The sequence below is a fragment of the Halomonas sp. YLGW01 genome, assembly GCF_014840935.1.
Classification (GTDB): domain Bacteria; phylum Pseudomonadota; class Gammaproteobacteria; order Pseudomonadales; family Halomonadaceae; genus Onishia.
In genome coordinates this window covers 1,161,214-1,175,085 of the sequence record NZ_CP062005.1, presented here as the reverse complement: position 1 = coordinate 1,175,085, position 13,872 = coordinate 1,161,214, and the positions used below count along the sequence as shown (strand labels likewise).

General features: G+C 65.9%; 12 protein-coding genes. 3 read left to right on the top strand and 9 right to left on the bottom strand.

Annotated features, from left to right (window positions below; all coding sequences use genetic code 11):
* Positions 1 to 11: 11 nt before the first annotated feature.
* The 6 genes from lepA to rpoE form a co-directional block, all read right to left on the bottom strand.
* Positions 12 to 1,829 (bottom strand): translation elongation factor 4, encoded by a 1,818-nt coding sequence (gene lepA / locus IEJ03_RS05495; protein ID WP_192036668.1) that lies wholly within the window; start codon positions 1,827 to 1,829, stop codon positions 12 to 14.
* Between the two features lie 192 nt (positions 1,830 to 2,021).
* The gene (locus IEJ03_RS05490; RefSeq protein ID WP_192036667.1) at positions 2,022 to 3,440 is read right to left on the bottom strand and encodes a DegQ family serine endoprotease; all 1,419 of its coding nucleotides are present in this window, start codon (positions 3,438 to 3,440) and stop codon (positions 2,022 to 2,024) included.
* Between the two features lie 135 nt (positions 3,441 to 3,575).
* Positions 3,576 to 4,040 carry a SoxR reducing system RseC family protein gene (locus IEJ03_RS05485; RefSeq protein ID WP_192036666.1) on the bottom strand — a complete coding sequence of 155 codons (465 nt, stop codon included), beginning with the start codon at positions 4,038 to 4,040 and terminating at the stop codon, positions 3,576 to 3,578.
* A complete protein-coding gene (locus IEJ03_RS05480; RefSeq protein ID WP_192036665.1) occupies positions 4,037 to 5,017 on the bottom strand; it encodes a MucB/RseB C-terminal domain-containing protein in 981 nt (326 codons plus the stop codon). Before IEJ03_RS05480 ends, IEJ03_RS05485 begins: the two co-directional genes overlap by 4 nt.
* Before the next feature lie 47 nt (positions 5,018 to 5,064).
* Positions 5,065 to 5,751 carry a sigma-E factor negative regulatory protein gene (locus tag IEJ03_RS05475; RefSeq protein ID WP_192036664.1) on the bottom strand — a complete coding sequence of 229 codons (687 nt, stop codon included), beginning with the start codon at positions 5,749 to 5,751 and terminating at the stop codon, positions 5,065 to 5,067.
* A gap of 215 nt (positions 5,752 to 5,966) precedes the next feature.
* Positions 5,967 to 6,572 (bottom strand): RNA polymerase sigma factor RpoE, encoded by a 606-nt coding sequence (rpoE, locus tag IEJ03_RS05470; RefSeq protein ID WP_192036663.1) that lies wholly within the window; start codon positions 6,570 to 6,572, stop codon positions 5,967 to 5,969.
* Positions 6,573 to 6,915: 343 nt separating this feature from the next.
* On the opposite strand from rpoE, the gene IEJ03_RS05465 reads away from it, so the two are divergent.
* Entirely contained in the window at positions 6,916 to 7,992 is a 1,077-nt protein-coding gene (locus tag IEJ03_RS05465) for a 3-deoxy-7-phosphoheptulonate synthase (RefSeq protein WP_192036662.1), read from the top strand.
* A 172-nt stretch (positions 7,993 to 8,164) separates the two neighbouring features.
* Here the strand turns inward: IEJ03_RS05465 and IEJ03_RS05460 are convergent, their stop codons facing one another.
* The 3 genes from IEJ03_RS05460 to rhlB form a co-directional block, all read right to left on the bottom strand.
* Positions 8,165 to 9,019: a hypothetical protein gene (locus IEJ03_RS05460; RefSeq protein WP_192036661.1), complete on the bottom strand. Its 855-nt coding sequence runs from the start codon at positions 9,017 to 9,019 to the stop codon at positions 8,165 to 8,167.
* An 83-nt stretch (positions 9,020 to 9,102) separates the two neighbouring features.
* A complete protein-coding gene (dinG, locus tag IEJ03_RS05455) occupies positions 9,103 to 11,244 on the bottom strand; it encodes an ATP-dependent DNA helicase DinG (RefSeq protein WP_192036660.1) in 2,142 nt (713 codons plus the stop codon).
* A gap of 27 nt (positions 11,245 to 11,271) precedes the next feature.
* Positions 11,272 to 12,546, bottom strand: a complete 1,275-nt coding sequence (gene rhlB, locus IEJ03_RS05450; protein WP_192036659.1) for an ATP-dependent RNA helicase RhlB — start codon at positions 12,544 to 12,546, stop codon at positions 11,272 to 11,274.
* Positions 12,547 to 12,792: 246 nt separating this feature from the next.
* Between rhlB and IEJ03_RS05445 the strand changes: the two genes are divergently transcribed.
* A complete protein-coding gene (locus tag IEJ03_RS05445) occupies positions 12,793 to 13,035 on the top strand; it encodes a hypothetical protein (RefSeq protein ID WP_192036658.1) in 243 nt (80 codons plus the stop codon).
* Entirely contained in the window at positions 13,035 to 13,850 is an 816-nt protein-coding gene (gene xthA, locus IEJ03_RS05440) for an exodeoxyribonuclease III (RefSeq protein ID WP_192036657.1), read from the top strand. The genes IEJ03_RS05445 and xthA overlap by 1 nt, the downstream gene beginning before the upstream one ends.
* The last annotated feature ends 22 nt before the right edge of the window (positions 13,851 to 13,872 follow it).

The following is a 13,872-nucleotide window of genomic DNA, read 5'->3' as shown; positions in this document are numbered from 1 at the left end:
GTTAGAGCATCCTAGTCGTTCACCTTGAGCACGGCGAGGAAGGCCTCCTGCGGGATCTCGACCCGGCCTACCTGCTTCATGCGTTTTTTGCCCGCCTTCTGCTTCTCGAGCAGCTTCTTCTTGCGGGATGCATCGCCACCATAGCACTTGGCGGTCACGTTCTTGCGCAGCGCCTTGACCGTCGAGCGAGCCACGACCTGGCCGCCGATCGCGGCCTGGATCGCCACGTCGAACATCTGGCGCGGAATCAGCTCCTTCATCTTCTCAACCAGCAAGCGGCCACGGGAATGGGCATGATCGCGGTGGATGATGACTGCCAGGGCATCGACCCGGTCGCCGTTGATCAGCACGTCCAGGCGCGCCAGCTTGGCGGCCTCGAAGCGCTCGAAGTTGTAATCAAGCGACGCATAGCCCTTGGTGATCGACTTCAGACGATCGAAGAAGTCCATCACCACCTCGGACATCGGCAGCTCGTAGGTCAGCTGAATCTGGCTGCCCAGGAACTGCATGTCGAGCTGGGTGCCGCGGCGCTGCTCACACTCGGTGATGACATTGCCAACGAACTCCTGGGGCACCAGGATGCTGGCCCGCACGACCGGCTCACGCATCTCGTCAACGTTGGCCATGTCCGGAAGCTTCGAGGGGTTCGAGACGTAGATGACCTCGCCGCTGTCCATCGCCAGTTCGTAGACCACCGTGGGCGCAGTGGTCAGCAGGTCGAGGTTGTATTCCCGCTCCAGGCGCTCCTGGATGATCTCCATGTGCAGGGTGCCGAGGAAGCCGACGCGGAAGCCGAAGCCCAGGGCATCGGAATTCTCCGGCTCGTAGTCCAGGGAGGCATCGTTGAGCGCCAGCTTCTCGAGGGCATCGCGGAAGTCCTCATAGTCATCGGAGCTGACCGGGAACATACCCGCATAGACCTGCGGCTTGACCTTCTGGAAGCCCGGCAGACGCGGCACGTCGGGGGTCTTGGCATGGGTGATGGTGTCACCCACCGGCGCGCCGTGGATATCCTTGATACCGGCGACCACGAAACCGACTTCGCCGGCCCGCAGGATGCCGGTTTCCTTGCGCAGCGGCGTGAAGATGCCCACCTCACCGACCGGCCAATCGCGGCCCGTGGAGGTCATGCGGATCTTGTCGCCCTTCTTCAGGGTGCCGTCGAAGACCCGCACCAGGGAGACCACGCCCAGGTAATTGTCGAACCAGGAATCGACGATCAGCGCCTGCAACGGTGCGTCCCGATCGCCCTTGGGGGCCGGGATGTCGCGCACCAGGCGCTCGAGCAGTGCTTCCATGCCCATGCCGCTCTTGGCCGAGACCTGACAGGCATCGGTGGCATCCAGCCCGATGATCTCCTCGATCTCCTGGCTGACCTTGTCCGGGTCGGCCTGGGGCAGGTCCATCTTGTTGAGCACCGGCAGCACCTCGAGACCCTGCTCCACGGCGGTATAGCAGTTGGCCACGGACTGCGCCTCGACCCCCTGACCGGCATCGACCACCAGCAGCGCGCCCTCGCAGGCGTAGAGCGAACGTGAGACCTCATAGGAGAAGTCGACGTGACCCGGGGTGTCGATGAAGTTGAGCTGGTAGGTCTTCCCGTCATCGGCCTGGTAATCCAGGGTGACCGACTGTGCCTTGATGGTGATACCGCGCTCCCGCTCGATATCCATGGAATCGAGCACCTGCTCCTTGAGCTCGCGATCGGTCAGGCCTCCGCAGATCTGAATGATGCGATCCGAGAGGGTCGACTTGCCATGATCGATGTGGGCGATGATCGAGAAGTTTCGAATCAGGCTCAGGTCTTTGCTCGTTGCGTTGTTGCTCATGCACAGTCATCCGGTTCTTGGTACGCATCCTAGCATCGTCGGGAAAGGGCCCGACGAGAGGAGCGTCTTGAAAAGAATGCCGGCATTGTACCGGCAAGGGCCCGACAGGAACAGCGACACCACCGGCAAGCCTGCTCCCGACGCAGGACGGGGCCCGCAGGCCCCGTCCTTCGCCTCGACTCACGGAGTCGACTAGTCGGCCTCGAGGCGCAGCGCCACGTACAGGGAGCGGCCCTCGCGATAGAGACGCACCGGCACGGCACGCCCGGCCTCCAGCGACTCGATCACCGACATCAGCCGTTTCGGTGAAGAAATGGCCTGATGGTCCACCGAGACCAGCACGTCGCCCGGGCGAATGCCTGCCTGCTGGGCGACGCCACCGGGCTCGACCGACTCGACGCGCACCCCGCCGTCGATGCCCAGCCGCTCGCGCACGTTTTCCTCGAGGGGCATGACCGCAAGTCCCAGGCGGGCCTGGCGGCCAGTAGACGGACCCGATGCCTGCTGGCCACCCGGCGCATCCGGCCAGGCGCCCACGGTCACGGTCAGCTCGCGCTCGCGACCGTCGCGCATCAGCGCAAGCTCGACATCCTCGCCCGGGCGGACGCGCCCCACCAGCCGCGGCAAGGTGCTGGACCGATCGACGTCCTCCCCGTTGACGCCGATGATGACGTCGCCGGCCTTCAGGCCATCACGGGCGGCGGGGCCCTCGGGATCGAGATCGGCGATCAGCGCCCCGGTCGGACCTTCCAGGCCGAAGGACTCGGCCAGATCCCGAGAGACCGGCTGGATCACCACCCCCAGCCAGCCACGGCTGACCCGGCCTTCGTTCTTGAGCTGATCGGCGACGTCCATGGCTACGCTGATCGGAATCGCGAACGACAGGCCCATGAAGCCGCCGTTGCGGGTAAAGATCTGCGAATTGATGCCCACGACCTCGCCATCGAGATTGAACAGCGGCCCGCCGGAGTTGCCCGGATTGATGGCCACATCGGTCTGGATGAAGGGCACATAGGCATCGGACGGCAGGGTGCGGTTGATAGCGCTGACGATACCGGCGGTCACCGAGTGATCGAAGCCGAAGGGCGAGCCGATGGCGGCCACCCACTCCCCCACCTCGAGCGTATCGGAGTCGCCGATCTCGAGAGTCGGCAGGTTGTCGGCGTCGACCTTGAGCAGTGCCACATCGGTCTTGGCATCGGCACCGACCAGCTCGGCCTCGAGCTCGCGGCGATCATTGAGACGCACCAGGATCTCATCGGCATCCTGGACCACGTGGGCATTGGTCATGATGTAGCCGTCCTCGCTGATCACGAAGCCGGAACCCAGCGACTGGCGCTCGCGTTCCCGCTTCTGGCCGCCGCCCGGTATCGGGAGCTGATCGCCGAAGAAGCGCCGGAAGATCTCGGGGATTTCCTCGCCCCCGGGGCCGTGATAGGAAAACCCGCCGGAGGTCACGGTGCGTGTCGTCGAGATGTTGACCACGCCCGGGGCCGCCTGCTCGACCAGCTCGGTGAAGTCGGGCAGGTCCCTGGCCTGGGCCGAGGCACAGGCCAGGGCCAGCATCATCAGCACGGCGAAAGCGAAAGAATGGCGAAGCGTACGTTCCATAGTCACTCCTGCAACAGCATGGAAAGGTAATGCGTGGATCGGCATGGTTGAATGCCAGCAACCCCGAGTCGTCGAGGTCATGGCCATTCCCGTGAATCATCCCTGGTTTATTGGTTATATGGTGTGACCCGTCGCTCAGGGGGGAGAAGGGTCGAGCAACACCGGGCGATAGACCGGGGATTGGTAGCGAGTCCACAGGGCCAGCCCCGACATGCCCCCGGCCAGGCCCGCCAGGAAGGCCACCGGCACCAGCGGATGCCCCGCTGCCAGCCAGGCCTCGGCCGCGCCACCGGCGACCAGAGAGGTCAGCAGAGGCAAGCCATAGACGGCCACTGCGCCACTCAAGAAGCGTCGCGCCGGCAGGCCGACACGTACCGCCTGGCCGACCGTCAGCGACCGGGAGGTATGAACGATCAACTGCTGGGCACGCTGTCGCTTCCGACTAGCCAGCAGGCCGGTACCGCAGCCCTGTCGGGACGCACAGCCGGCGCAGCCGCTCTGGGTGAGCACGCTGATCCGGGCGCCTTCCGGAAGCAGAGCCTCGACCCGGGCCGACGCCTCGAGGCAGTGCGTCTCGGACAGATCCTGGGCGAACGTCATGGCGCCTCCTGCGAGACTGATCCATCGGCATCCAGGCTGACCCGCTCGACGACCCTCACCAGCACCTCGGCCGGCAATTCCCCCATCGCGACCACCTGCATGGGCTGACCGCCCAGTGACAGGTGGCGGACCGCGGCATAGGAGATGCCGAGGCGATGCAGCCCGGGGGCCAGCGCCGACCGCTCCGGCACGAGGGGCTCGACGAACATGCTCAGGCTGGAGAGGCCGTCGCTGAAGAACCGATGGCGCACCGCCTCGGCATGTCGGGCGCTGGCCGTTGTCACCGGCTGCGCCACGAAGCCGGGTGGCAGCCAGCCCGGCTGCCAGGAGTCATCCGGCAGAGTCCGCACCCGATCCATCTCGAGGTGGCCGTCGAAGACCGCCGGATGCTCGATCTCGGTGATCTGGAAGGTCTCCAGCACCCGTCCCTGGGTGTCCAGCAGCATCTGCTTGAGCGGCAGGGCCGTGATCTCGTCCAGCCAGAGGCGCTGTCCATAGCGCATGTCGTCCAGCGGCTCGATATCCAAGCGGATGGCGCGGCGCCCGGCGATGCGTTCCTCGCCCCCGAGACTCAGGCGATAATGCTCGGAGAGACGTGCCATGATCGCCTGCGGTGAGTCCGGCACCCCGCCATCCTGGTTGGCAAAGGCGCCACGCCCGACGCGACCGCGACGCTCGAAGACCACCGGCTCGCCATCGAGAAAGCGTGCCACCTCATGCTCGATGCCATCGCGGACGTCATGCGACAGGGCGATCGTTCGCACGCCGTCGCCGCCGATACGCACGGCGCGGGCCTTGAAGACGTAACAGTGATTGGCCCAGAGGCTGCGCTCGAACCAGGCGCTGGCGGAGGACGGCACCGGCTTCTCGACCAGGCGGCGGCAGTCCAGGCCAGCCGACTCCTCGCTCTCCGCCACGGCCGGCGACGATGACCAGATCAGCACCAGCAGGAGGGAAGCCCCTAGCGGTCGAAACATAGATGCTCGGCCTGCGCCGCCATCACGCTTGTGAGGGGATGTCGCCATCAACGCAGACCCAACGACTCTTGGCCGGAGGCCCTCAACAGCGGCATCCAGGCATCACCGCTACCATAGGCCGCGCCTTGTGCGTGACGATCGAGATAGGACTGCAGCAGACGAGCCTGCTGATGATCGGCGCGCTGAGACTGCCGCACGCTCGGCGACATCATCATCGGCGATTTGATACCGGCCCCGACATTGATCAAGCCGCGGTCGGACGCGGACGACTGGAACAGCGGTAGATCGACCAGTGATGGCCGCTGCACCGAACCCGCATCTCCGGCGGTCGCTCCGGGCGCACTGACCAATCCCGGCTGCCCTGCCAAGCCACCGTCCTCCGAGGCGTTGTAATACTGCACGCCGGTAATCACCATCAACGAAACGGCAGCGGCCGCCGCGGCACTGCCTGCGAAGGAGCCGACACGGGAAAACAGGCCTCGAGCCGGCGCGACCGGCGTCTCGGGCGCCGGGACCGGTTCATCGGCGAGTCTTGCCATGATGCCCGCCGACAGGTCGGTGGTCACATCGAGATCCCGGTCGCGCTGCATCAGACTGCGGGCCAGATGGTAGCGACGCCACGTCTCGGCTACCTCGCCGGACTCGTCCAGCGACTTGAGTACCCGGGGTAGCTCGAGATCGTCGGCCTCGCTGTCCATCAAGGCAGACAATGACTCCCGTGGATTCTGATTCATTACTTGCACCCTCACACTTTAAGGCATGTTGCCCTTGGATCGGTTGTCGACGCGAATGGTGACAACAGCCTTCGTGACCTGTCGTTCCGGTGGGCAAGACATGGCGTCATTGATCCCACCTTTTCAGGCATTGCCACCGCGATTCATTTGGCCCAAGCATGTGACGCCACAAGGCGACAACAGTTCAGCTCGGCGCGAGAAAATGCCCGACGGGCTCATTCGTGGACCATGTCCTGCGTGCGCGCGGTCACCACCAGCGGCTGGATATGGCGATCGACGGCTTCCCGGGCACGGAAGATGCGCGAACGCACCGTGCCCACCGGGCAATCCATCACCTGGGCGATGTCCTCGTAGGACAGGCCGTCGAACTCGCGCAGGGTAATGGCCGTGCGCAGATCCTCGGGCAGATTCTCGATGGCCTCGAACACCGCCGCCTCCAGCTGGTCGCGCGCGATGGAGGCCTCGGGCGATTCGATGTCGGACAGTCGGCCGCTCTGGTCGACCAGCTCGGCATCGACGATATCCAGATCGCTGCCCGGCGGGCGCCGTCCGCGAGATACCAGGTGATTCTTGGCGGTATTGATGGCGATGCGATACAGCCAGGTGTAGAAGGCACTCTCGGCGCGGAACTTGCCGAGCGCACGATAGGCCTTGATGAAGGCCTCCTGCGCCACGTCATGCACCTCTGCATGGTCATGCACATAGCGACCGATCAGGCCGATGATCTTGTGCTGATACTTCTTGACCAGCAGATCGAAGGCTCGCGTATCGCCTCGCTGCGCCCGCTCGACGAGCGCTTGATCGGTTTCCCGGGTGTCCATTTCAGCCCCCTCCGGCGCAGGAGGGGCTGGCAATCGCCGTCCTGTCAGGCGGGCCAACCAGGCGGCACCGCCCCGGAGGCGAACTCTCGGTGAACGCTGGGAGCAAACAAGCAGTCATATCGTTTATGTGGAAACCTGGTGGCATTCGATGATGGGTATCGGTCAGTGTTCCTGTTTATTGGCATTCCATCAAGCACACAGCATGCCATCGATCACGAACGGCTGGGACAACTTCCGGTGCCGGCGAGTTCCTTGTCGCCGTTGATTTTTACCGGGCCCACGAGCGATAGTAGATGGTTCTTCATCCTTATTTCACGCGTGTATCCACGTCACAGGTAGCGGCATGTCACAACAGCAGGTCAACAACCTCAACGTCCTGGCCCAGGATGTCCTGATCACTCCCGAGACGCTCAAGCAGGAAATTCCCCTGACCGATGCCGCCGAACGCACGGTCATCGAGGGCCGCGAGACGATCCAGCGCATCCTGGATGGCAGCGATCCGCGACTACTGGTGGTGGTCGGCCCCTGCTCCATCCACGACGTGGACGCGGCGCTGGACTATGCCCGCCGCCTGCGCAAGCTGGCCGACGAGGTCAAAGACAGCCTCTACATCGTTATGCGCGTCTACTTCGAGAAGCCCCGCACCACCGTGGGCTGGAAGGGCCTGATCAACGACCCGCACCTCAACGGCTCCTTCGAGATCGAGGAAGGCCTGCACATCGCCCGCCGCCTGCTGGTCGATCTTGCCGAGATGGGCCTGCCGCTGGCCACCGAGGCGCTCGATCCGATCTCGCCCCAGTACCTGCAGGACTGCATCAGCTGGTCGGCGATCGGCGCCCGCACCACCGAGTCCCAGACCCACCGCGAGATGGCCTCCGGCCTCTCCTGCCCCGTGGGCTTCAAGAACGGCACCGACGGCAGCCTCGACGTGGCGGTCAACGCCCTGCAATCGGTGGCCCATCCGCACAACTTCCTCGGCATCGACCAGGCCGGTCAGGTGGCGATCATCCGCACCCGCGGCAATGCCTATGGCCATGTAGTACTGCGCGGCGGCAACGGCAAGCCCAACTACGACAGCGTCAGCGTGGCGCTCGCCGAGAAGGAGCTGGAGAAGGAAGGCATCCAGCCGAACATCATGATCGACTGCTCGCATGCCAACTCCAACAAGGACCCGGCCCTGCAGTCGCTGGTGATGGAAAACGTCACCAACCAGATCCTCGAGGGCAACCGCTCCATCATCGGCCTGATGGTCGAGTCCCATATCGGCTGGGGCAACCAGAAGATCAAGGACGACAAGGCCGACCTCGCCTACGGCGTCTCGATCACCGATGCCTGCATCGACTGGGACACCACCGTGTCCACCTTCACCGCCATGAACGAGAAACTGACGCCGGTGCTGGCCAAGCGACGCGAAGAGTAAGCGACGCGCAGAGTAAGCGACGCGAAGACTGAGCGGCGTGATAGTTTAGCGTTGCATCGACTGAACGGTCTTCCTAGCTCGACAAGACAACGACACGGGCCCGCCAAATGGCGGGCCCGTGTCGTTTCACCTTCGCGCTTCACCTTCTACAAGCGCGACTGGTGAGAGCCCCTCAGACACCGCCTCTAATCAGCTCTTCCGCCCAGGCGCGCGCCTCGGGGTAGGCCGAGCCATCCAGCACGAACTCCTGCCCTCGAGCCACGGCCTTGAGCGCCACATGATCCGCATGGAGACGCCACCGGCCTGGGTCGGCGTGATAAGAAAGCGGCGGCTGGCCATCCCCCGGGTAGAAGCCAGGCGGCAGCGCCCAGTCGGAGACCCTCTCCGCCTCCGGCGCCGTCAGCCGACGCGCCGGGGCATCATGGGTAAAGACGCCCGCTCCCGGCAGGCCATCGGCCACGCCGTCGAGGACCAGCCTGGGCCGCGCCAGGTAGAGGGTGTTGCCCGCGGCCTCCAGCCGATGCGCATGAGGATGATCCCGTGCCCACTCGAGACCCGGCGGCCAGCCGTCTGCCAGCGACACGACCTCATCGACCTGCATCCAGCCCCACAGCAGGTGACAGGGCCTCGCATCCCGCACCCAGCGCCAGGCGCCCTCGCGTCGCTCGACCCGCCGGAAGAGCCCGAAGAACAGGAACAGATCACCCGGCCCCACGCCCTGATTGCGCAGATGGCTCTGGGCCTGGCCCATCTGGCCGAATACCGGCCGCCAGCCGGGGCGACGCGGCAGGCTATCTGCCAGCAGATCAGGATCCAGGTGGGCGCCCTGCCCGGACGCGATGCGCCCCCGGGTCAGCTCGGCGACCAAGGGGCCAAGCGACGCCCCCTCGTGAACGATGTCGTCGTAGGCGACTGTCGAGCGGGCATCGGGGATCGGCAGCGACAGCAGGCGGCCATCGGGGAAGATCGGGCTCGGCACCCCGCCGGCGGCGGTATCGAAGCCCTTGCGACTGAGGATCAGCTTCATGTTGGTCTCGCGGCAGCGGCCAGGGCCCCAGAACACCAGAGCCCTGGAGCCCTGGAGCCCTGGAGCCCTGGAGCCAGAGGAGATCAGCTTGCCTGCACCACCCCGTCGATCTCGCGGGTGAAGGGCGGCAGGCCGTCGAGCAGCGCCTGGCCGTAGCGGCGCGTCAGCACCCGCCTGTCCAGCAGGGTGATGCGCCCGACATCCTCCTCCTTGCGGATCAGCCGGCCGCAGGCCTGCACCAGCTTGATCGAGGCATCCGGCACGGTGATGCGCATGAAGGGGTTGCCGCCCTGGCTCTCGATCCACTCGGCAAGCGTCGCCCCGACCGGATCGTCGGGGACCGCGAAGGGCAGCCGCGTGATCACCACGTGGGTCAGGTACTTGCCGGGCAGGTCGATGCCCTCGGCGAAGCTCGCCAGGCCGAAGATGATACTGCCCTCCCCGGCATCGACCCGGGCGCGATGGCGCTCGATCAGCTCCCGCTTGGGCAGCCGGTCCTGCGCCAGCACCCGCTCGCGATAACGGCGCGGCAGCGCCTTCTCGACGGCGCGCAGCTGGGCACGCGAGGAAAACAACGCAAGCACCGCCTCGTTGTCGCCGAGCCCCTGCACGAAGTCGACGATGGCGCGCTCGTGGCCCTCGCGATCGCCGGGATCCACCGCCTCGCGGGGGATGCTCAGCACCGCCCGGGAGTAGTCGAATGGACTCGGCAGGCGCTGGTAGCGATAGCGGTTGGCCAGCCCCGCTCGCTCCTGCAGGCGCTCGAAGCGCCCCAGCGCCGTGAGCGTCGCCGAGGTGACCACCGCGCCGTGGCAGCTGCCCCACAGGGTCCGCGCCAGGGTGTGCGCCGCCGAGACCGGGCTCGCCGCGAACACCAGCTCCGGCTCACCGCCGACCTGCTCGAAGCTCAACCAGCGCGCCCGGGGCGGCTCCCGGGTATCGTCGACCTCGCTGAAGGCCAGCCACAGCCCATGCGCCTCCAGGGCGCGACCATGCAGCAGGGCAATCAGCGGCAGCCAGGGCTCGGCCTGCTCCCGGGGCAGTCCGGTGGACTTCTCCGGGTCGAGGCTCTCGCGCAGGATGTCGGCCATGCTCTCGAGGTTGCGCGACAGCTCGGCGAAGATCGTCACCAGGCCGCCGGCCTGCTCGCGCAGGGCCTCGGGGGCGCGTCCCATGTCGAAGCGCAGCTGGCGACTCTCCTCGCCGGCGCCATCGGGTAGCTCGGCGAGCTGATGGCCAAGAGCGAAGACCTCGCCCAACCTCGGCTCCAGGGCGGCGATCGCCTCGGGGAAACCCCCCAGCAGGCGTGCCAGGGTCGGCTGCACGCCGAGTGCGGTGTTGAGCTCGGTCAGCGATTTCTTGAGGGTACGCAGCCAGCGCAGGGCGCCGTTGACGGCGAAGCGGTGGGTGAAGTGGCCGATCGCCTTGTCGGGCAGGTGATGCCCTTCGTCGAAGACGTAGATGCAATCGGAGGGGCTCGGCAGCACCGCGCCTCCACCCAGCGCCAGATCGGCGAGCACCAGATCGTGGTTGGCGACGATGATATCGGCGCTGTCCAGATAGCGCCGGGCGCGGAAGAAGGCACAGGCGCTGAAGTGGTCGCAGCGACGATTGGTGCACTGACGATGATCGGTGGTCAGGCGCCGCCACTGAGGGTCGGCGATCGCCACCGGCCAGCTGTCGCGATCCCCTTCCCAGCGGCCGTTGCCGTAGGCCTCGGCCAGCTCCTTGACCAGCGCATGGAAGTCATCGCCGTCCCGGGACTCCATGGCCTGCTCGAACAGCGACAGGGTCGGATTGTCCTCGACGCCGTCCAGTGCCTGCTCGAGCTTGGCCACGCACAGGTAGCGCCCGCGCCCCTTGGCCAGGGCATAATCGAAGTCGAGCCCGCTGTGCTTCTTGAGCGCCGGCAGGTCCTGGTGCAGGACCTGCTCCTGCAGCGCCACGGTAGCGGTAGAGACCACCAGCCGCTTGCCACGGGCCTTGGCCACCGGCAGGGCCGCCAGCAGATAGGCCAGGGTCTTGCCGGTGCCAGTGCCGGCCTCCAGCACGCAGACGTGCTCATCGGAGGTCCGCTTGCCGGCGTCATCCGCCTCGATGCCCGCCAGGGTGCGGGCGATCTCGGCGATCATCAGCCGTTGGCCGTAGCGCGGCGTCAGCTCGAGGCCCTCGAGTACCCGCCGATAGGCGGTCTGGATGTCGCCCTTGAGCGCCTCGTCCAGCATCGTCGGTCGTCCTTACGGCCGTGGCCGTTACAGCGTGCCTTCCGGCGGGTGCTCGCAGGGCAGCTTGTCGTTGATGTAGCGCTCGATCTCGGGCAACGAGAAGGCGTCTTCCTCGCCCACGAAGCTGATCGACACCCCCTTGGCGCCGGCACGACCGGTACGACCGATGCGGTGCACGTAGTCTTCCGGGTCTTCCGGCAGGGTGTAGTTGATCACGTGGCTGACGTCCTCGATGTGGATGCCGCGACCGGCCACGTCGGTGGCCACCAGCACCCGCACCTCGCCCTCGCGGAAACGCTCGAGGGTCTCGATGCGCTTGGTCTGGGGCACGTCGCCGGAGAGCATCGCCACATTGACGCCGGCCTCGCGCAGCAGATCGTCGAGCTTGCGTACCAGATCACGACGGTTGCAGAACACCATCACCCGCTCGAGGCTGTCGTCCTTCAACAGGTTGATCAGCAGGCGTGACTTGTCCTCGTCGCTGACCAGATAGACGTGCTGATCGATATCGGCGGCGTTGTCGACGGTGACCTCGATCTCCACATGCGCCGGATCCAGGGTCCACTGGCTGGCCAGGTTGAGGATGTCCGGGGTAAAGGTCGCCGAGAACAGGAAGGTCTGGCGCTCTTCCTTCTTCGGGGTGTGACGGATGATGCGCTTGACGTCGGGGATGAAGCCCATCGACAGCATGCGATCCGCCTCATCGAGCACCAGCACCTCGACCTGGGTCAGGTCGACATCCCGCTTCTCGTGGAAGTCGAGCAGCCGGCCCGGGGTGGCCACCAGCAGATCGACGTTCTTGCCCAGCTGCTCGCGCTGCGCCTGGTAGTCCATGCCGCCGACGACGCTTGCTATGTTCAGCTTGGTGAAGCGTGCCAGGGCCTTGGCGTCCTTCTCGATCTGCAGCGCCAGCTCGCGGGTCGGCGCGATGATCAGCGCGCGGGGCGCCCCGGTCTGCTGGCCGTCGGGGGTCTCCTCCTCGAGGAAATAGGCCAGCATCGAGATCAGGAAGGCCGCGGTCTTGCCGGTGCCGGTCTGCGCCTTGCCGACCACGTCGCCGCCCAGCAGGGTCTGGGCGAGCGCCTCGGCCTGAATGGGGGTGCAGTACTCGAAGCCCAGCGCATGGATGGCGCGCATCAGCGGCAGGGGCAGATCGAAGTCGTGGAAGCGCCACTTGCCCGCGACGGCAGGCACCTGGAACTGGCGGATGTCCCAGTTGGACTGTGACTTGCGCGGCTTGCGGCGCCGACGCTTCGGCTTGCGGGTCTGCGCCGGGGCGGGATTCTGTTCCGACTCGCTCATAGGCTGTGCTTAGGTTCCAGTAACAGTGGATGTGATGCACTGACGCCAGGGTCAGGCCAGTTCCGGGTGAGGTATTGTACCAGCCCTTGATCGTCTCGGCTTGCCCGGGAGACATCTCGCGCCCCGCCTCGCCATGACGGCATCGGCGATCGCGCACGTACGCAAGTAGTAGTAACGGGGCGGATCGCTGTCGATAGGGCGCGGTGATTGCTAGAATGGCCGCCGCTCAGGAAAGGACACGATGTCATGACACGCAAAAAGAAGACCCGCTCGATGGCCGACAAGGTGACGATTCGCACCGGCCGTCGCAAGGATTACAAGCAATGGCGCCACGACAACCCGGATGAGGTCGCCTCGTCGCGCCGCTTTACCCGCAAGAAGCAGGATCAGCGCAAGCAGCAGGCCGCTCGCAAGCTCGAGCGCATGCAGCAGGCGCAGTCCATCGCCATTCACCCGGAGCGGTCCTCCTCCGACGGCGAGGACAAGTGATGCGTCTGGTCTCGTTCAACATCAACGGCGTGCGGGCGCGCCCGCACCAGCTCGAGGCTCTGGTGGCGGCTCATGCGCCGGACGTGATCGGACTGCAGGAAACCAAGGTCCAGGACAGCGAGTTCCCTCGCGCGGCCCTGGAGGCCCTGGGCTATCACGTCTATTACCACGGTCAGAAGGGCCACTACGGCGTGGCCCTGATGTGCCGCCAGGAGCCCGAAGAGGTGCATTACGGCTTCCCCGACGACGAGGACGATGCCCAGCGGCGTATGATCGGGGCCCGGCTGCGACTGGCCGATGGCGAAAGCCTCACCGTGTGGAACGGCTACTTTCCCCAGGGCGAGAACGTCGAGCACCCCACCAAGTTCCCCTACAAGGAACGCTTCTATGCGCAGCTCTCGCGGCTGCTCGAGGAAGACTGCCGACCGGATGAGCGCATCGCCATCATGGGCGACTTCAACATCTCGCCCGAAGATCGCGACATCGGCATCGGCGAGCCCAACCGCAAGCGCTGGCTGCGCGAGGGTAAGACCAGCTTCCAGCCCATCGAGCGCGCCTGGCTCGGCCGGGTCAAGGACTGGGGACTCAAGGACAGCTATCGCCTGGTGCACCCGACCCGGGACGATCACTTCAGCTGGTTCGACTACCGCTCCAAGGGCTTCGACCGCGAGCCGAAACGCGGCCTGCGCATCGACCACATCCTGGTCAGCCGCCCGCTGTTTGAGGCCGTGACCGACGCCGGCATCGACTATGATCTGCGCGGGATGGAGAAACCCTCGGATCACGCGCCGGTGTGGACCGAGCTCGCGATCTGATCAGGCCGTGCCGATCACGGCG

What these genes read in the sequence shown, in the direction of transcription:
- lepA (WP_192036668.1), bottom strand. Translation starts at nt 1,829, where the DNA reads ATGAGCAACAACGCAACGAGCAAAGACCTGAGCCTGATTCGAAACTTC.
- IEJ03_RS05490 (WP_192036667.1), bottom strand. Translation starts at nt 3,440, where the DNA reads ATGGAACGTACGCTTCGCCATTCTTTCGCTTTCGCCGTGCTGATGATG.
- IEJ03_RS05485 (WP_192036666.1), bottom strand. Translation starts at nt 4,040, where the DNA reads ATGACGTTCGCCCAGGATCTGTCCGAGACGCACTGCCTCGAGGCGTCG.
- IEJ03_RS05480 (WP_192036665.1), bottom strand. Translation starts at nt 5,017, where the DNA reads ATGTTTCGACCGCTAGGGGCTTCCCTCCTGCTGGTGCTGATCTGGTCA.
- IEJ03_RS05475 (WP_192036664.1), bottom strand. Translation starts at nt 5,751, where the DNA reads ATGAATCAGAATCCACGGGAGTCATTGTCTGCCTTGATGGACAGCGAG.
- rpoE (WP_192036663.1), bottom strand. Translation starts at nt 6,572, where the DNA reads ATGGACACCCGGGAAACCGATCAAGCGCTCGTCGAGCGGGCGCAGCGA.
- IEJ03_RS05465 (WP_192036662.1), top strand. Translation starts at nt 6,916, where the DNA reads ATGTCACAACAGCAGGTCAACAACCTCAACGTCCTGGCCCAGGATGTC.
- IEJ03_RS05460 (WP_192036661.1), bottom strand. Translation starts at nt 9,019, where the DNA reads ATGAAGCTGATCCTCAGTCGCAAGGGCTTCGATACCGCCGCCGGCGGG.
- dinG (WP_192036660.1), bottom strand. Translation starts at nt 11,244, where the DNA reads ATGCTGGACGAGGCGCTCAAGGGCGACATCCAGACCGCCTATCGGCGG.
- rhlB (WP_192036659.1), bottom strand. Translation starts at nt 12,546, where the DNA reads ATGAGCGAGTCGGAACAGAATCCCGCCCCGGCGCAGACCCGCAAGCCG.
- IEJ03_RS05445 (WP_192036658.1), top strand. Translation starts at nt 12,793, where the DNA reads ATGACACGCAAAAAGAAGACCCGCTCGATGGCCGACAAGGTGACGATT.
- xthA (WP_192036657.1), top strand. Translation starts at nt 13,035, where the DNA reads ATGCGTCTGGTCTCGTTCAACATCAACGGCGTGCGGGCGCGCCCGCAC.